This window comes from Streptomyces hygroscopicus, assembly GCF_026168105.1.
GTDB lineage: Bacteria > Actinomycetota > Actinomycetes > Streptomycetales > Streptomycetaceae > Streptomyces > Streptomyces hygroscopicus_D.
Window position 1 is genome coordinate 234,322 of record NZ_LBMW01000003.1, and the last position, 17,132, is coordinate 251,453.

The following is a 17,132-nucleotide window of genomic DNA, read 5'->3' on the forward strand; positions in this document are numbered from 1 at the left end:
CAGCCGAGGTGCGCGTCCCACAGGCCCGGTGCCGAGGCCGAGGTCTACTTCGGAGATGTCATGGTGATGCTCGCCGGCGAGCTGGTGACCTGCTACCTGTTCGCGTCCAGCTGTCGTACTCGGGCAAGGCCGTCCACCGACCCGTTGACCGCACTGTCGGCGTGTCCTCCGCCTTCTACGGGACCCCACTGCGCGGCCACCCACCGTTGCGTACGGACGGTATAGAAGGACAGCCCGATCTCATCGGCGAACAGCCGCAGCGACTCCGCCACACTCTGATCACCCTCGTCGAGCGGCAGATGACCCCCGTGCCCGCGAAGCGGCTCCAACTCTAACGCCGCGTCCCCGAGCCCGAACTGACAGCGGGTGTCCTCCTCCACCAGGTCCAAGGACTCGGCCACCAGCTCGTCGTAACGGCTCCGTGTGACCTTCCCGACCATCTCCACCATTGGAGCCATGGCGCACCATCCGACACGGGCCGAAGCGTCGGCGTCCTGCGTCGGCTGCGGAACCCCGGCCCGGCGATGCAACCCAGGCTGCACCCCGCACCACCAACATCACCAGACGCCAAGCCAACATGGCCGATTCCAGCCCCTATTGCGGCCCACGGCGCCCGGCACCACCGACCGGTCCACCAGTCACGGACGTCACAGATCACCGGTTCTGAAACAGCTTCTCAGTGCTTGCTGAGCGCGGCAGCAGCGCGCCTGGTCGCGTCGATGTACGCGACCGGAGCCCGCTGCATCTGCATGGCCGGGCGCAGCAACAGCACGGACGCTGCGATCGAGTCGCCGTCGAAGACCGGCGCGGCGATGCTGTTCCAGTGCGCCATGCACTCCTGGTGGCCCAGGGCGAAACCGAGTTCGCGGATCTCGACGAGTGAGGCCGTCAGCTGGTCGGCGTCGCGGATGACTCCCGGGCCTGCCCCGTCCGGCACGGGTTCGGCCAGCACGTGCGCCTGGACGGCCTCGGGCAGGTAGGCGAGGATGGCCCGTCCGCTGGCACCTGTGCGTAGGCTGCGGATGACCGACATCACGTCGTGCGCAGTCATGCCCAGGTCGGCCAGGTCACTGTCGCCGACGGCCATGTCCGTGCACTGTCGGCCGGCCGTCGTCCCCGGCGACTTCGTGTAGAGGAAGACCAGGCCGCCGTCAGTAGCCTCGCGGAGCGCCTGCAGAGCCTGGTGCGCTTCGTCGCGGGTCGGCCCCTGGGGGAGTGCGTAGGCCAGATCGGACGGCGGGGGTGCCGGCTGGTACATGCCGCGCCGGGGGCGCTCGTAGATCTCCCGGTAGATGCCAGCGGTGAGAATCCGGGACGTCGTGGAGTCGTCCAGACCGGCCGCTGCCGCAATGTCGCGGAGGGAGTGAGCACCAGGGCCGAGCTCCGCCAGAACCTGCCGCACGAAGTGCGCCCGGTCCGCAACGCCCGGCCCTCCCGGGATCGTTGGCATGGACTCCTCCGATATCGCCTGGGTGGTCGGTTCAGTTGGAGACATGCAGCATCGCCTTACCGGTAACGGTGCGGTTCTCCAGAGCGCGGTGTGCATCCGAGGCCTGCTTCAGAAGCCATTCCTGGCCGATGACGGGGCGCAGTGTCCCGGCCGCGACGGCGTCGAACAGTTCCTTCATGGAGTTGGCCAGGGCGCCGCGCACGCTGTAAAGGTGCGGCAGCCACAGGCCTTGAACGGTCAGGGATCGCTCCAGCAGCAGCCGACCCGATGCCGGGGCGGGCGTACCGCCTGCGTAGCCGTAGACAGCCATCCGCCCAAGGGGCGCGAGCGTCGCGAGGAGCTGCTCGTGGACCCGTCCGCCCGTCATCTCCAGGACGGCAGTCACAGGGCCCCCGGCGGCGTCCAGGACGGCCTGCGTCAGGTCATCGGCACGGGAGTCGACCACGGCGGAGGCGCCCAACTCGGTCGCCAGGGCCCGGCGCTCCGATGTGGAGGCCAGGCCGATGACGCGGGCGCCGGCCTGTGCTGCCAGCTGCATGGCGAGCGTGCCCACGCCCCCGGCTGCCGCGGAGACGACCACGGTGTCCGACGACGTCAGCCGGATGCACGTGTGCAGCAGATGCCATGCGGTGTTGCCCTGGAGCGTGACCGCAAGCGCCTGCTCGTCGGTGACATCGTCCGGTACCGGCCAGCAGGTCATCCTGTGCATGGCGACCTGCTCGGCGTACCCGCCGCCCCGTGTGAGCGCCACCACCCGCTCGCCCTTGTCGTCCACGCCCATCACCTCGTTGCCCGGGGTATAGGGCAGCTCAATGTCTGCGAGATAGGTACCAGTCCGCACATGCGTGTCAGCAAAATTCACACCGGCTTTGCGGACGTTGATCACGCGGTGAGCACGTGGCGGAGTGGGCTCGGGCACATCGGCCATCTCCAGTACTTCAGGGCCTCCCAGCGACTTCATGACGACAGCGCGCACGGGCGTTTTCCTCCACTGACGGCGACGGTTGGGCATCCACCCTAACTGGCCCTGACAAGCCCTCAACCAGTTGCAGGTGATGCCCGGCCCCGGCCGTAACCGGCTCGCCAAGTCCGCACACGCCGTGGGATGGTCCACGTTCGCGGGCATGCTGGAGTACAGGGCCGCCAGACACGGCCATACTTCGCGCGCACGGAACGCTTCGAGCCGACCTCCCCGAAAGGGTCGGACGACCCAGGCCAAAATCCCTGGCCTCGTGGCCGGGAAACATGTCAAACGGCGCTTCTCAGGGGTCGCAGCACGGCGGCGCCGGCGCGCAGGAGCGCGGATACAGGTGGTCCCACCCATCGGGTCAGGTCGCGTGGCAAGGCAGGGTCGAGTTCGATGGTCACCCGGACGTACCGGGTGTGCAGCTGAGTTACCTTGACGGGCCGGGGCGCGGCTGCCTCCGGTCCCCGCCGCAGTGCGGCTCGGTAGGTGTCCTTGCGCTGGTTCACGCCGTGTCCTGACGCTTGATGAGTTCGTGGGCGAGGTCCATGTACGCCGAGCCCTTGACCTCGATGGGGCTGCCGAACGACTGGGCGTACAGGTCGAGCCGCGGAATATGGGTGGACAACACGTCGAAGCCCCGCTCGGTGAGAGCTTCACGGGCGTCGGCATCGGGACCGGTGCGCGTGGCGTCGGGACGATTCGTGCGGTTCAGCAGGACAGCGGCGCGGGCCGGCTGGGCGCGCAAGGACTGCACGTCGCCCATCTCGCCACCGATGGGCGCCATGCGATCCAGCTCGATGGGGGATGGGGTCACCGGCACGATCCACTCGCTCGCGTACCTCATGATGCTCCGGGCGATGTGGGCGTGGTCCTCGAGCTGCGGGGCGTCGAACACGACGGCCTGCCGGCTGCCGAGGAAGTCGTTCACGCGCCGGTGCACGTCGCCCACCGGAAGGGCGACCACAGGAAACGGGAAGCCACCTGCCAGTTCACTCCAACGCAGCGCGGAGGAGGCCGGGTCACTGTCCACCAGCAGTGGTGAGGTGCCCGACTCGTGAAGTGCATGAGCCAACCAGACTGCGCTGGTCGTCTTTCCCACTCCGGGTTTCAGATTCACAAAGGCGTAACTCGGCGACACAAGAGCGAACGCTAACGGCCACGAGCGTCCGACTGCCGTCGATGCGGGACGCACACTCTCCCCGTTCACCCTGCGGCGCCGGTGAATCATTCTTATGGGCCAATGCCGAAGCCGCCGGGCCCACGAGTTGCCCGGCGAGTGTGCTGTATACGCGGCCGCGGGCAGTCGCTCTCATCTGGAGTCGTCGGAGGCGAACGTGACGGGCAGCTGTTCGGGGCCGCGCAGACCGCCCGGCCGCCACTGCAGTTCGCCGCGCGGCACGGCCAGGCTGAGGTGGGGCAGGCGGCGCAAGGCGGTGCCGATGGCGATCTGGCCCTCGAGCCGGGCCAGCGGCGCCCCCAGGCAGTAGTGGATGCCGTGCCCGAAGGCGAGGTGCGCGTTGTCCTGCCGGGTGATGTCCAGGTGGTCGGGGTCCGGGAACTGCGCCGGGTCGCGGTCGGCGATGGCGGAGGCGACGAGCACGGTCGCGCCGCTCGGGATCGTCACTCCTGCGATGGTGACGTCCTCCCGCGCGAACCGGGCGATGCCGGGGTTGACGGGTCCGTCGTAGCGCAGGAACTCCTCGATCGCACCGGGCAGCAGCTGCGGATCGTCCCGCAGCATCTGCAGTTGATCAGGGCGGGCGAGCAGTGCGGCGATGCCGCTGCCGATCAGGTTGACCGTGGTGATGTATCCGGCCACCAGCAGCAGGAAGGCCATGGCGAGCAGCTCGTCGGCGTCCAGCCGGTGCTCCTCGTCCCGGGTGGTGATCAGCGCGCTGAGGAGGTCGTCCTCGGGCCGGACCCGCTTGTCCTCGAGGAGTCCGGACAGGTACGAGCGCATCTGCCGCCACGCATGGTCCATCCGGGCCGGGTCCGGCGGCTCGGCTCCTTGCAGGATCATTTCGTCGGTCCACCGCTGGAAGTCGTGCCGGTCGACGACGGGCACTCCGAGCAGTTCGCTGATCACAGTGACCGGAAGCGGCAGCGCGAAGTCCTCGATGAGGTCGGCCTTGCCGGCGGGCACGATCGCGTCGAGCAACCCGTCGGTGATCTCCTGGACGCGAGGCCGCATCTCGGCCACCCTGCGCGCGGTGAACGCCTTGGAGACCAGGCGGCGCAGGCGGGTGTGGTGGGGCGGGTCGGAACGGAGCATGGTGCGCAGCATCGTCTCGCGCTGCGTGGCGGGCAGCCGCTCGAGGAGCCGGGGGTCCGACGCATCGCGGAAGTCGCTGCTGAGCCGCGGGTCGGACAGGGCCGCGAGGCCGTCTTCGTAGCGCGTGACAAGCCATGCCTCGAGGCCCCCGGCGATGACGGCGCGCCGTACCGGGCCCTCCTCGCGCAGCTGCCGGTAGAGCGGGAAGGGATCCGCCACGAAGGCCGGATCGGCATAGGGCAGAAGGCACGGCTGCTGGCTCATCGGGCCTCCAGGGGCGTCATGAATCCATACGACGAAGGTCTTCCTGTTTTTGAGGGTATATGTCCCATTGACATGGGTGGCGGATGTGACCGAAGGGTGGGGCTGTGAGGGAGCGGACAACGTGTTGCGTTGTGGGCGGCGGTCCCGCCGGAATGGTCCTTGGCCTGTTGCTGGCCCGGGCCGGCGTGGCCGTCACGGTCCTGGAGAAGCACGGCGACTTTCTGCGTGACTTCCGCGGCGACACCGTGCATCCGTCGACTCTGGCGCTACTGGATGACCTCGGTCTGGCCGAGAGCTTCGCCCGTCTGCCGCAACGTCGGGTGAACACGGTCCAGTTGCCGCTGGGCGCGGACGGTTCGCTGGTCACCGTCTCGGACATCAGCGTTTTGCCGGGCCCGTACAACTACGTGGCGATGGTGCCGCAGTGGGACCTGCTCGACCTCCTCGCCGACGAGGCCCGGAAGGAGCCGTCCTTCCGCCTGCGGATGAGCACCGAGGCGACATCCTTCCTGGTCGAGCGTGGACGGGTCACCGGGGTGCGGTACCGCACGTCTGACGGCCGTACGGGCGAACTGCGGGCCACCCTGACGGTCGCCTGCGACGGTCGGGGATCACTGGCCCGGTCACGGCCCGAACTGCGGCTCCGGCAGTTCACCTGCCCCATGGACGCCTGGTGGTTTCGGCTGCCTCGGCGGGCAGGCGACCCCCACGGGCTCGTCGGAGGAGCCGGCGACGGGTTCCTCACGGCCATGATCGACCGTGGCGAGTACTGGCAGTGCGCCGCGCTGATCCCCAAGGGCACCGACGCCGAGCGCCGCGCCGCCGGTCTCGAGCGGTTCATGGTCGATTTCTCGGCCGCCGTGCCCTGGCTCGCGGACCGGGCGCATGCGCTGCGGTCGTGGGACGAGGTGAAGATGCTCGACGTACGGCTCGACCGCCTCCGGCACTGGCACCGCCCCGGACTGCTGTGCATCGGCGACGCGGCGCACGCGATGTCACCGGTCTTCGGCATCGGCATCAACCTCGCTGTCCAAGACGCCGTTGCCGCCGCGCGGCACCTCGTCGAACCGCTGCGCAGGGGTGCGGTCGGCCTCGCGGACGTACGCGCCGTCCAGCGACGCCGGTGGCCGACCGCGGCGGCCACGCAGACACTGCAGCGCTTCGCTCACGCGCGGGTCATCGCGCCTGTCCTCGCGGGACGCCCGCCCCTCGGCAACGCCAGGTGGGCGGAACGGGTGAGTGAACTGTTCACGACCGCACCGTGGTTCAGGCGCGTACCGGCGTATTTCATCGGCTACGGGGCGATGCGCGAGCGTCCGCCCGCCGAGTCGGTGCGGTGAGTTGCGGAGCACGGCTACCACTGGCTCTGGCGCCGGGACTTCCCGCGCACACGGCTGTGGTCAACGATTCGGCGGCCTGTTCGGCCCAACTGGGGCCGATCGGTGGGGCATTGCTATTCCTGGCCCTGCCCCGCCTGTCCCGGGGGCTGATTTCCCTGCGTACTGTCCTGGCTTTCCTTACCGCGGCCGTGACCATTCTCGAACACGCGTTGGGCGGTGTTGGAGACGGCTTTGATTCCGAAGTAGGCCGTAGTTATTGCCGTCATGGCAGTGAAAGCACTCGTGAGGAGTGCGACGACCTGATTGCTGTCCTTCGACACTGAGCCGATTCCCCAGACTGCGGCAGCCGATATCGCGCCGTCGCTTCCCAAGACGGCCAGGAGTCCCGCCATGGAACGGACTTCCTCGGTCAGGTTTCCCTGCTTCCGGGAGCGGAACAGCGCAATGATGAGTGCCAGAGCTCCCAAGGCCAGGGCCAAAGCGGCCAAGATCAAGACCGCCATAGTTATCCCCTTGTCCGATAACGGGGCTACTTCCGCTCGACCTTTCAGGTGCGGTTCATGCCCATTGTCACCTGAATTTTCTACGTCTGCACGTCGATCATTCACATCGGCCGCGACCAGCCTGTCGCTGTCTCCGCGCAGGCGCTCAACGAACCCCACTCCGAAGGCTGTCGGATCCGCCGAGTGAGATGGCCCGTAAGGAGCCTGGCCAACGGGTCCGGTATGACCGCCGGCGCGGAACCCGTCCCGGCAGGGGGCATCTACACGCACGCAGCCTCCGCGCACAGGCAGGGGGCCTGAGCGCGGAGACCTACGACCCGTCAATGCGAGCCCGCTACTACCTGGTGCAGACGGTGCGCGGCTTCACCCAGACGCGCGTGGTCTTGCCGTGGGACTTGACCGTCCTCCAGTAGCCCTTGACCGTACGGCACTTCGCGGTCGGCGCCGTGTGGTGGGACGTCACACTGGCGGTTGTCGAGGACGCTGCGGAGGCGGTGCCTGCGGCAGCCACTCCCGCTCCGGTCGCCAGCATGGCCGCCGCGAGACCTGAGACAAGGCTGCGTGCGATTCGACTCTGCATGAGCAACTCCTTTCCGATCAGGTGCGCCTGGTCGACCCGAGCGGCCGCCTCGGATGGGGCGCCGGGCGAGAGGCGCACCCTCAGGATTACCTCAGGTACCCGAGCGTGCATCCCCACGAAAAGATGCCACCCGATCGGCCTATTCGTCCGTCTCGCCGGTGTCTTGGGAGGTCCCGAGGGCGCGCCCGACCGTGGGACGGTAGGGGCCGTAGTGATTCGCGAACTCGTCCCGGTCGGGGCGGAGATCCTGCGCATGGCCCGCATGCGGTCCTCGGCGCCGGATCACCCTGTTGCGTTCCGGAACAGGGTCACCTTCGGTAGGACTGCATCGTCACGCGCAGCGGCGCGGGCGCAGGTCAGTGTGGTGGGGACAGTGCCGCGCGTGCGGTGGTGAGGATCTCGTCGGAAAGGGCAGGGTCTTTGACGGCACGGGCCAGTACGACGGCGCCGAGCATGGTGCACAGCCGCGCGATGCCGTCCTCGTCGTCGTCGGCGAGCCAGTCGGCGAAGTCCTGTACGCCTTCCGCGTAGGCGCGGTGAGCCTCGCGGTCACCGGTTTCGCGGGCCATGTCGGCGGCGAGCGCCGCGGCGGGGCATCCTGTGGAGGCGTTGTCCCGGTGCCGGGAGGACAGGTACGCGTCGATCATGGCCCGCTGGGCTTCCTCGCGCCGTCCCTCATGCCCCTGCAAGGCGGTCGCACGCCACTGGGCCAGTTCGTCGAAGGCATGCCTGACCGCCTCGTCGATCAGGGCTTCCTTGGAGTCGAACTGCTTGTAGAAGCCGCCGTGGGTCAGGCCCGCCGCCTGCATCAGGTCGGCGACGCTCACGCTCGTGCCCTGCTCGCGAAAGAGGCGGGAGGCCGTCTCCACGACCCGCTTGCGGTTCTCCCGCGCCTGTGCCTGTGACACGCGGCCCATGAACACCTCCTCGGTCGGATGACGACTGGCATCTATCATACGGCCGGAATAAATTTCCCTCACAATCTATTTAGTTGTGATCACCCTCGCGTTGTGGGCCGTCATCGCCGGGGCCCTGGTCGGCCTCCGCCCCCGTCTGGTGCGGCGTAGGCCCGTGGATGCCGCCTGATCCATGTCGCACGCCGTATGTACGCGTGATCACATCACACCGACTACTCCAAGGAGATCAACGGATGGCTGCCGGCAGTCTTGTTCTCATCACCGGCGCAGGTGGCGTGGGTCGCACGGTCCTCGACCAACTGCGCGCGCAGAACGTGCCGGCGCGCGTCATGGTCCGCCGGGACGACGACCGCGCGGCCGAGTTGCGCGCGACCGGGGCGGAGGTCGTCGTCGGCGACCTGACCCGGCCCGAGACCGTCGCGCCCGCGCTGCAGGGTGTCGGACGGATGTACTTCGCGATGCCGGTGTCGCCGGACCATCTGCTGGCCGCGACGGTGGTGGCCACCGTGGCGCGCGAACACGGCCACCTGGACGGCCTGGTCGACATGTCACAGATGACGGTGTCGCAGATGACCGCCACCAGCACCGCGGAGTCCCACCAGCAGCGGCTGCACTGGCTGGCGGAACAGGTACTGAACTGGTCGGGTCTGCCCGTGGTCCACATCCGGCCGACGGCGTTCCTGGACAATCCGCTGTTCACCACGCTGGCGGCGCAGTCGATCCGGGAGAACGGCACGATCGCGCTGCCGTTCGGTACCGGGCGCACGTCGCCGGTCGCCATCGACGACGTCGCCCGGGTGGTCGCCACCGTGCTCCGCAACCCGGCTCCGCACATCGGACACGTCTACGAGCTCACCGGACCACGCACGGTCGACATGCCAGAGATGGCCGAGGAGTTCGCACGGGCGCTGGGGCGCCCCGTGACCTATGCGGACGTGCCGCTGGGCCGGTGGCGGGCCGACGTGCTCGCCAAGGCGGGCCTGCCGCCACACACAGAAGAGCACATCGCCACCATGGCCCGACTCCACCGCGAGAACCGCTACGACCGCGCGTCCGACGACGTCGAACGCGTCACTGGTGTCCCCGCCCAAACCATCCAAGCGTTCGTAGCCGCTCGCAAGGACTTCTACCTGGGCTGAGCCGCACGGCCGGGGCCGGACCGCCGCTCTGCCCAGCCAAACGCCCAGTGGTCCCAAGACCCGGGAATCCCGTGCGGTGTGCTGTGTGACGAATCCTTGACCCCGGGTCGGCACTCCAGGATGCTGTGTTGCGACACATGAGATGCGTGCCGCAATGAGCAACATCTGATACTCGGGTCTCGTAACAGCAGAGGAGTGGCCATGACTCACCAGGTCCGTGCTGTCGTCGCGCGGGGGAAGGGTGCCCCCGTCAGCCTGGAAACGATCATCGTGCCCGACCCGGGCCCGGGCGAGGCGCTGGTGAAGATCGAGGCCTGCGGGGTCTGCCACACCGATCTGCACTATCGCGAGGGCGGCATCAGCGACGACTTTCCCTTCCTGCTCGGCCACGAGGCCGCAGGTGTCGTGGAGTCTGTGGGGGAGGGTGTCACCGACGTCGCCCCCGGGGACTTCGTCATCCTCAACTGGCGCGCCGTGTGCGGGCTGTGCCGGGCCTGCCTGCGCGGACGGCCGTGGTACTGCTTCAACACCCACAACGCGAAGCAGAAGATGACCTTGGCCGACGGCACCGAACTGTCTCCGGCGCTGGGTATCGGCGCGTTCGCGGAGAAGACGCTGGTGGCGGCCGGGCAGTGTACGAAGGTCGACCGGGCGGCGTCGGCGGCCGCCGCCGGACTGCTGGGCTGTGGGGTGATGGCGGGCATCGGAGCGGCCATCAACACGGGCAAGGTCGGACGTGGTGACAGCGTGGCGGTCATCGGATGCGGCGGCGTCGGGGACGCGGCGGTCGTAGGGTCGAACCTGGCGGGGGCGGCGAAGATCATCGCCGTGGACATCGACGACCGAAAGCTGGCCACCGCCAAGAAGCTGGGCGCGACCCACACCGTCAACTCCAAGGAGTCCGATCCGGTCGAGGCGATCCGTGACCTGACCGGCGGTTTCGGCGCCGACGTCGTCATCGAGGCGGTCGGCCGCCCGGAGACGTACCGGCAGGCCTTCTACGCCCGCGACCTGGCCGGCACGGTCGTCCTGGTCGGCGTACCGACCCCGGAGATGAAGCTCGAACTGCCGCTGCTCGACGTCTTCGGCCGGGGCGGCGCGCTGAAGTCCTCGTGGTACGGCGACTGTCTGCCCTCCCGTGACTTCCCGATGCTCATCGACCTCTATCTGCAGGGCCGTCTGGACCTGGACGCCTTCGTCACGGAGACCATCGCGCTGGACGAGGTCGAGAAGGCCTTCGCGCGGATGCATGGCGGCGACGTGCTGCGCTCGGTGGTGGTCCTGTGATGGCCGGTGCCCGCATCGAACGCCTCGTCACCTCGGGGACCTTCTCGCTGGACGGCGGCACCTGGGACGTGGACAACAACGTGTGGATCATCGGCGACGACACCGAGGCCGTCGTCGTCGACGCCGCACATGACGCCGACGTGATCGCCCAAGCCCTTGGCGGGCGCAACCTGCGGGCCATCGTGTGCACCCACGCCCACAACGACCACATCGATGCCGCGCCCGAACTCGCGGCGCGCACCGGTGCCCCGATCCTGCTTCACGCGGACGACCTGCCGCTGTGGAAGCAGACCTACCCGGACCGGATGCCCGACGGCGAACTGGCCGACGGGCAGGTCCTCAAGGTCGCGGGTGTCGAGCTGACGATTCTGCACACTCCCGGCCATGCTCCCGGCGCTGTCTGCCTGTATGCGCCGGGCCTGACGGCGCTGTTCAGTGGTGACACCCTCTTCGCGGGCGGTCCGGGGGCGACGGGAAGGTCGTACAGCGACTTCGGCACGATCGTCGACTCCATCCGGGACCGGCTGCTCACTCTTCCCGGCGACACCGTCGTACACACCGGACACGGGGAGACGACCACGGTCGCCGCGGAGGCCCCGCACCTTCAGGAGTGGATCGACCGCGGCTTCTGACCGCCCACCGAACCGTACGAGCCCGCCCCCGACTCGCGCCCACCGCGGGCCGAAGCGGCGGGTCGCCTTCGCGCACCCGCGACATGGGAGCTGCTAGGGCCCGATGCCCTTCTTGAGCTGGTGGAACACGCTCTCTCCGGCATCGGGCCCCGTTCGCGTGCTGTTGTTCATTACACATTGAGTTGCATGTTATGCAACTCGAGCATCGGCTTGGCCCGACCTCTTTGTGCCTTGACAAGGCTTCGGGCCGACCTCAGACTGATGTTGCGCTTACCGCAATCCGTTTCGCTATACGCACCGAGGTGTCATGATGATTCCCGCGTGCCGTCTCGCGGATCTCCCGCGAGGCGAGGCCTACCGGCTCGACATCGATCCGCCGGTCTCGGTGTTCCATACCGACGACGGCGAGGTCTTCGCCATCGACGACACCTGCACCCATCAGGACGCGTCGCTCGCCGACGGGTGGTTGGAGGGCTGCGAGGTGGAATGCCCGCTCCACGCCTCCAAGTTCGACCTGAGGACAGGCGCCGCAGACGCCCCTCCGGCCAAGCTCCCGGTCCGGACCCATGAGGTGCTCGTGGAGGACGGCATGATCTACGTCCGGGTGTCCACGGATGCCCCCAATCTGCCGCCCTGCGTCGCATCCCGGCTCGCCGGCGGTCCCGCGTGAGGACAGTGGCCGTTGTGGGTGCCTCGCTGGCCGGCCTGTCGGCGGCGCGCTCACTGCGGAAACAGGGCTACGACGGCCGGCTGGTCGTCATCGGCGACGAGCCCCACCGCCCGTACGACAGGCCGCCGCTGTCCAAGGAGTTCCTGGCCGGCGGCATCGGCGAGGCGGATCTCGCGCTGGAGACGGACGACGAGGACCTGCAGGCGGAGTGGCTGCTCGGTAGCCGCGCCACCGGACTCGACCGCACGGAGCGCGCCATCCGGCTCGCCGACGGCCGGGAAGTCCGCGTCGACGGCATCGTCATCGCGACCGGCGCGGCCGCGCGCCGGCTGCCGGGCACCGACGGCCTGGCCGGAGTGCACGTCCTGCGCACCCTGGACGACGCCCGCGGCCTGCGGGACCAACTGGCCCGTGGTGGACGGCTCGTCGTGATCGGCGGCGGATTCATCGGCGCCGAGGTCGCCTCCACCGCCCACACCCTCGGACTCGACGTGACGGTGATCGAGGCGGCTCCGACACCGCTGGCCGGACCGCTCGGCGAGGCCATGGGGGGCATCGTCTCCGCACTCCACGCGGACCACGGCGTACGGCTGTTGTGCGGCGTGGGCGTCAAAGGGCTGAGCGGTGAGAGGAGGGTCGACGCCGTCCTGCTCGAGGACGGTCGAAGTGTCCCTGCCGACAGCGTCGTCGTCGGTGTGGGCGCACGCCCTTGTGTGGAGTGGCTGGAAGGATCCGGAGTCGCGCTCGACAATGGCGTGAAGTGCGGCGCGGACGGCCGCACCAGCCTGGCCGGTGTGGTCGCGGTCGGTGACTGCGCCTCCTGGTACGACCCCCGTGCGGGCGTCCACCGCCGCGTCGAACACTGGACCGGTGCGCGGGAGCGCCCCGACGCGGCCGTCGCCGCGCTGCTGTCGTGGGGAGCGGTGGAACCGGGCGTGCCCCGGCCGCCGTACTTCTGGTCGGACCAGTACGGGGTGAAGATCCAGTTCGCCGGCCATGCGACCGGAGCAGACAGTGTGACGGTCGAGGAAGGCGCCACGGACGACCGCAATTTCCTTGCCGTCTACCGGCGTGCCGGCCATCCGGTCGCCGTGCTCGCGATGAACCAGCCGCGGGTGTTCACCCGCTGGCGCAAGCAGCTCACCGTCACGACGTCTTGACACCGCTCATGCCGCATCCCATGCTGCAGTTTCATATGACGCGCAGCGTTGCTCCATACACAACGCCGTCCGGAGACGCTCTTCCCGGCGCGTGAATGACCGATCCACGACGTTTCCCGAGGAGTGCACCGTGACCTCGACCAGCCTGCCGGACAGCCTGATCGCCACCCTCCCCGGCCCCTCCTACACCGATCCGGGGATCTTCGCCCAGGAGCAGGAGCGCATCTTCGAGACGATGTGGTTCTGCGTGGCGCGCTCGTCGGACCTGGGGAAGCCCGGGGCCTTCCGGACCGTTGACGTGGGCCGTGAGAGCATCCTCGTCACCCGCGCCCGGGACAACTCGATCCGGGCCTATTTCAACGTCTGTCGGCATCGCGGAGCCAAGATATGCACGGACGACAGCGGCGAGGTCAAGCGGGCCTTCCAGTGCCCGTACCACGCCTGGACGTACGACCTGACGGGCAAGCTCGTCGCGGCGCCCAACCTCACCAAGATGCCCGACGTCGGCCGCACCGAATACGGCCTGGTGAACGTGGCCACGCGTGAATGGCTCGGCTATGTCTGGGTCTGCCTGGCGGAGAATCCGCCCTCCTTCGAGGAGGACGTCATCGGTGAGGTCGTCGCCCGCCTCGGCGACGCGGAGTCGATCGAGCGCTACGACATCGACAACCTCGCCGTCGGCAAGAGGATCGTCTACGACGTCAAGGCGAACTGGAAGCTCATCATCGAGAACTTCATGGAGTGCTACCACTGCGCCACGATCCACCCCGAACTCACCGAGGTGCTCCCCGAGTTCGCCGACGGCTACGCCGCCCAGTACTACGTCGGGCACGGCGCCGAATTCGGTGCGGAGGTCCAGGGCTTCACCGTCGACGGCTCCGAGGGCCTGGAGCGCATCCCCGGCGTGTCCGAGGACCAGGACCGCCGCTACTACGCGATCACCGTCAAGCCGCAGGTCTTCATCAACCTCGTCCCCGACCACGTGATCTTCCACCGGATGTACCCGGTGGCCGTCGACCGCACGATCGTCGAGTGCGACTGGCTGTACCTCCCTCGCGTCGTCGACAGCGGCAAGGACGTCAGCCGGTCCGTGGAGCTCTTCGACCGGGTCAACCGCCAGGACTTCGAGGCATGCGAGCGCACCCAGCCCGGAATGAGCTCCAGGCTGTACGCCAAGGGCGGCGTGCTGGTGCCCAGCGAGCACCACATCGGTGCCTTCCACGACTGGGTGAACGAGCGCCTGTGCGCCCCGCAGTCGCAGTGACGGCGATCGCTCGTGCGATCCACGCCTCGCCCTTCGTCGGCCGGTACCGGCGACGGACCGCCCGCTCAGCCCAGGTAGCCCATCCGGTGGCTGATCTCCTCCGCGCCCTTGAGCAGCACCGGAGCGAGCCCGTGCACACGCTCCTCGGTGAACCGGTACGAGGGACCTGAGGCGCTGAGCGCCGCGATGACCTCGCCGTCCCGGTTGCGGATCGGTGCGGCCAAGGCGTGCAGACCGATCTCCAGCTCCTCCAGGGTCCAGGCGTAGCCGCGCTCGCGGGCCTCGGTGAGGTTCTTCTCGAGCTTCGCCTTGGCCGTGATGGTGTGCGGGGTGACCTTCTTCAGGCCGGCCTCGGACAGCAGCGCGGCGCGCTCCTTGGCGGGCAGGTACGCCAACAGGATCTTGCCGCTGGAGGTGGCGTGCAGCGGGGTCAGCTCCCCGACCCAGTTGTGCGCGGCGACGGCCGCCGGGCCGCGCACCTGGTAGAGGTTGATCGCGTAGTGCTCCTGCATGACGGCGATGTTGACCGTCTCGCCGATCTCCTCGGCGAGGCGCTCGCACACCGGGCGGCCCTGCTGCGTGATGTCGAGGCGACCCGTGACCGCGCCGGCCAGGCGTACGATGCCGAAGCCCAGACGGTACTTGCCGCGCTCGCCCGCCTGCTCCACGAGGCCGCGCGCCTCGAGGGCGCCGAGCAGGCGGAACGCGGTGGACTTGTGAACATCGATCTCGGCGGCCACTTCACTGACGCCCGCTTCGCCGCGGTGGGCCAGGATCTCCAGGACGCTGATGGCGCGGTCGACCGACTGCACTCCACCGGACTGTGCGTTGGATGTTTCGGTATCTGGACTGTAGTTGCTCACAGCGAAACTATACGCGTAGTAAACAACACCGGCGCAAGTAAGCGGCACCGGAACAAAGTCCTTGCAAGTTGCGTTGAACGCAACCTGGTGCGTATAGCGCTACTGGTACTAGCATGCCTGGCGTATCTACGGCGCGAGCGAGACGAGGCACCATGGCTCCCCTGCAATACGACTTCGTCATCGTCGGCGGCGGATCGGCCGGCAGTGCACTGGCGAACAGGCTCTCCGCAGACCCGGCGAACCGGGTGCTGGTGCTGGAGGCCGGCCGGTCCGACTACCCGTGGGATGTCTTCATCCACATGCCGGCGGCGCTTACCTATCCGATCGGCAGCCGGTTCTACGACTGGAAGTACGAGTCCGAGCCCGAACCCCACATGGGCGGCAGGCGCATCTATCACGCGCGCGGCAAGGTGCTGGGCGGCTCCAGCAGCATCAACGGCATGATCTTCCAGCGCGGCAACCCCATGGACTACGAACGCTGGGCGGCCGACCCCGGCATGGAGGCCTGGGACTACGCGCACTGCCTGCCGTACTTCCGACGGATGGAGAACTGTCTCGCGGCCGATCCGGACGACGAGTTCCGTGGCCATGACGGCCCCCTCGTCCTCGAGCGCGGCCCGGCGACCAACCCGCTCTTCACCGCCTTCCTCGAAGCCGTCCAGGAGGCCGGTTACGCCCGCACCGACGACGTCAACGGCTACCGTCAGGAAGGTTTCGCACCATTTGACCGCAATGTTCACCGCGGGCGTCGTCTGTCGGCCTCGAAGGCGTACCTAAAGCCCGCGATGAAGCGGCCCAATCTCACGGTCACCACCCGTGCCCTCGTCACCCGGGTGCTCTTCGAGGGCAAGCGCGCCGTCGGCGTCGAGTATCAGCGCGGCCGCGGTGCGCCCCAGCAGGTCCGAGCCGGAGAAGTCATCCTCTGCGGCGGCGCGATCAACTCCCCGCAGCTGCTGCAGCTCTCGGGCGTCGGCAACGCAGAGGAGCTGAGCGACCTCGGCATCGACGTCGTCCACCACCTCCCGGGCGTCGGCGAGAACATGCAGGACCATCTGGAGGTCTACGTCCAGTACGCCTGTAAGCAGCCGGTCTCCATGCAGCCGTACATGGCGAAGTGGCGGGCCCCCTTCATCGGACTGCAGTGGCTCTTCCGCAAGGGGCCGGCCGCCACCAACCACTTCGAGGCCGGCGGTTTCGCCCGCAGCAACGAGGACGTGGAGTACCCCAATCTGATGTTCCACTTCCTGCCGGTCGCGGTCCGCTACGACGGCTCCTCGCCCTCCGGCGGCCACGGCTACCAGGTGCATGTCGGCCCCATGTACTCCGACGCCATCGGCTCGGTGAAGATCAAGAGCAAGGACCCGCGCGAGCACCCGGCACTGCGTTTCAACTACCTCTCCACCGCGCAGGACCGCCGAGAATGGGTCGAGGCGATCCGAGTGGCCCGCAAGCTCCTCAACCAGCCCGCTCTCGCTCCCTACAACGACGGGGAGGTCTCGCCCGGGCCGTCCGTGGAGACGGAGGAGGAGATCCTCGCCTGGGTCGCGAAGGAGGGCGAGACCGCCCTGCATCCGTCCTGCACCTGCAAGATGGGCACGGACGAGATGTCGGTCGTCGACCCCGCCAGCATGCGCGTACACGGCCTGGACGGCCTGCGCGTGGTGGACGCCTCCGTCATGCCCTACGTCACCAACGGCAACATCTACGCACCGGTGATGATGATCGCCGAGAAGGCCGCCGACCTGATCCTCGGCAAGGAACCGCCGGCGCCGTCGAAGGCCGCGTACTACCGCCACCGTGATGCCCAGAAGCAGGCCGGGTAGA

At 68.5% G+C, this 17,132-nt stretch carries 18 protein-coding genes; 8 read left to right on the top strand and 10 right to left on the bottom strand.

Annotation, left to right across the window (positions count from 1 at the left end; genetic code table 11):
• Window positions 1-92: 92 nt before the first annotated feature.
• From AAW14_RS04965 to AAW14_RS04990, 6 genes are all read right to left on the bottom strand, one after another.
• Window positions 93-458: a hypothetical protein gene (locus tag AAW14_RS04965; RefSeq protein WP_265560253.1), complete on the bottom strand. Its 366-nt coding sequence runs from the start codon at window positions 456-458 to the stop codon at window positions 93-95.
• A 218-nt stretch (window positions 459-676) separates the two neighbouring features.
• On the bottom strand, window positions 677-1,450 hold the full coding sequence (locus tag AAW14_RS04970) for an IclR family transcriptional regulator domain-containing protein (RefSeq protein WP_265560255.1): 774 nt from the start codon (window positions 1,448-1,450) through the stop codon (window positions 677-679).
• 31 nt (window positions 1,451-1,481) lie between these two features.
• Window positions 1,482-2,426: a quinone oxidoreductase family protein gene (locus AAW14_RS04975; RefSeq protein ID WP_265560257.1), complete on the bottom strand. Its 945-nt coding sequence runs from the start codon at window positions 2,424-2,426 to the stop codon at window positions 1,482-1,484.
• A 272-nt stretch (window positions 2,427-2,698) separates the two neighbouring features.
• A complete protein-coding gene (locus tag AAW14_RS04980) occupies window positions 2,699-2,923 on the bottom strand; it encodes a hypothetical protein (protein ID WP_265560258.1) in 225 nt (74 codons plus the stop codon).
• A complete protein-coding gene (locus AAW14_RS04985; protein ID WP_265560259.1) occupies window positions 2,920-3,645 on the bottom strand; it encodes a ParA family protein in 726 nt (241 codons plus the stop codon). The genes AAW14_RS04980 and AAW14_RS04985 overlap by 4 nt, the downstream gene beginning before the upstream one ends.
• An 81-nt stretch (window positions 3,646-3,726) precedes the next feature.
• Window positions 3,727-4,953 carry a cytochrome P450 family protein gene (locus tag AAW14_RS04990; RefSeq protein WP_265560261.1) on the bottom strand — a complete coding sequence of 409 codons (1,227 nt, stop codon included), beginning with the start codon at window positions 4,951-4,953 and terminating at the stop codon, window positions 3,727-3,729.
• A gap of 104 nt (window positions 4,954-5,057) precedes the next feature.
• Here AAW14_RS04990 and AAW14_RS04995 point away from each other — a divergent pair, with 104 nt between their 5' ends.
• Window positions 5,058-6,293 carry an FAD-dependent oxidoreductase gene (locus AAW14_RS04995; RefSeq protein ID WP_265560263.1) on the top strand — a complete coding sequence of 412 codons (1,236 nt, stop codon included), beginning with the start codon at window positions 5,058-5,060 and terminating at the stop codon, window positions 6,291-6,293.
• 113 nt (window positions 6,294-6,406) lie between these two features.
• Here the strand turns inward: AAW14_RS04995 and AAW14_RS05000 are convergent, their stop codons facing one another.
• The 3 genes from AAW14_RS05000 to AAW14_RS05010 all read right to left on the bottom strand — a co-directional run bounded on the left by AAW14_RS05000 (window position 6,407) and on the right by AAW14_RS05010 (window position 8,293).
• Window positions 6,407-6,796 carry a hypothetical protein gene (locus tag AAW14_RS05000; RefSeq protein WP_265560265.1) on the bottom strand — a complete coding sequence of 130 codons (390 nt, stop codon included), beginning with the start codon at window positions 6,794-6,796 and terminating at the stop codon, window positions 6,407-6,409.
• Between the two features lie 337 nt (window positions 6,797-7,133).
• Window positions 7,134-7,376, bottom strand: a complete 243-nt coding sequence (locus AAW14_RS05005) for a hypothetical protein (RefSeq protein WP_265560266.1) — start codon at window positions 7,374-7,376, stop codon at window positions 7,134-7,136.
• 356 nt (window positions 7,377-7,732) lie between these two features.
• The gene (locus tag AAW14_RS05010) at window positions 7,733-8,293 is read right to left on the bottom strand and encodes a TetR/AcrR family transcriptional regulator (protein ID WP_265560267.1); all 561 of its coding nucleotides are present in this window, start codon (window positions 8,291-8,293) and stop codon (window positions 7,733-7,735) included.
• Window positions 8,294-8,526: 233 nt separating this feature from the next.
• Between AAW14_RS05010 and AAW14_RS05015 the strand changes: the two genes are divergently transcribed.
• The 6 genes from AAW14_RS05015 to AAW14_RS05040 all read left to right on the top strand — a co-directional run bounded on the left by AAW14_RS05015 (window position 8,527) and on the right by AAW14_RS05040 (window position 14,445).
• A complete protein-coding gene (locus AAW14_RS05015; RefSeq protein WP_265560268.1) occupies window positions 8,527-9,432 on the top strand; it encodes an NmrA family NAD(P)-binding protein in 906 nt (301 codons plus the stop codon).
• A 201-nt stretch (window positions 9,433-9,633) separates the two neighbouring features.
• Window positions 9,634-10,719, top strand: coding sequence for an S-(hydroxymethyl)mycothiol dehydrogenase (locus AAW14_RS05020; protein ID WP_265560270.1), 1,086 nt, complete (start codon window positions 9,634-9,636; stop codon window positions 10,717-10,719).
• Window positions 10,719-11,351, top strand: a complete 633-nt coding sequence (locus tag AAW14_RS05025) for an MBL fold metallo-hydrolase (RefSeq protein ID WP_265560272.1) — start codon at window positions 10,719-10,721, stop codon at window positions 11,349-11,351. The genes AAW14_RS05020 and AAW14_RS05025 overlap by 1 nt, the downstream gene beginning before the upstream one ends.
• A 307-nt stretch (window positions 11,352-11,658) precedes the next feature.
• Complete coding sequence (locus tag AAW14_RS05030; protein ID WP_265560274.1) at window positions 11,659-12,021, top strand: bifunctional 3-phenylpropionate/cinnamic acid dioxygenase ferredoxin subunit; 363 nt, start codon at window positions 11,659-11,661, stop codon at window positions 12,019-12,021.
• The gene (locus AAW14_RS05035; protein ID WP_265560275.1) at window positions 12,018-13,181 is read left to right on the top strand and encodes an NAD(P)/FAD-dependent oxidoreductase; all 1,164 of its coding nucleotides are present in this window, start codon (window positions 12,018-12,020) and stop codon (window positions 13,179-13,181) included. The genes AAW14_RS05030 and AAW14_RS05035 overlap by 4 nt, the downstream gene beginning before the upstream one ends.
• Before the next feature lie 130 nt (window positions 13,182-13,311).
• The gene (locus AAW14_RS05040) at window positions 13,312-14,445 is read left to right on the top strand and encodes an aromatic ring-hydroxylating oxygenase subunit alpha (protein ID WP_265560276.1); all 1,134 of its coding nucleotides are present in this window, start codon (window positions 13,312-13,314) and stop codon (window positions 14,443-14,445) included.
• Between the two features lie 65 nt (window positions 14,446-14,510).
• On the opposite strand, the gene AAW14_RS05045 is transcribed toward AAW14_RS05040, so the two are convergent.
• On the bottom strand, window positions 14,511-15,257 hold the full coding sequence (locus AAW14_RS05045; protein ID WP_265560403.1) for an IclR family transcriptional regulator: 747 nt from the start codon (window positions 15,255-15,257) through the stop codon (window positions 14,511-14,513).
• A 203-nt stretch (window positions 15,258-15,460) separates the two neighbouring features.
• Here AAW14_RS05045 and betA point away from each other — a divergent pair, with 203 nt between their 5' ends.
• The gene (gene betA, locus AAW14_RS05050) at window positions 15,461-17,131 is read left to right on the top strand and encodes a choline dehydrogenase (RefSeq protein ID WP_265560277.1); all 1,671 of its coding nucleotides are present in this window, start codon (window positions 15,461-15,463) and stop codon (window positions 17,129-17,131) included.
• The last annotated feature ends 1 nt before the right edge of the window (window position 17,132 follow it).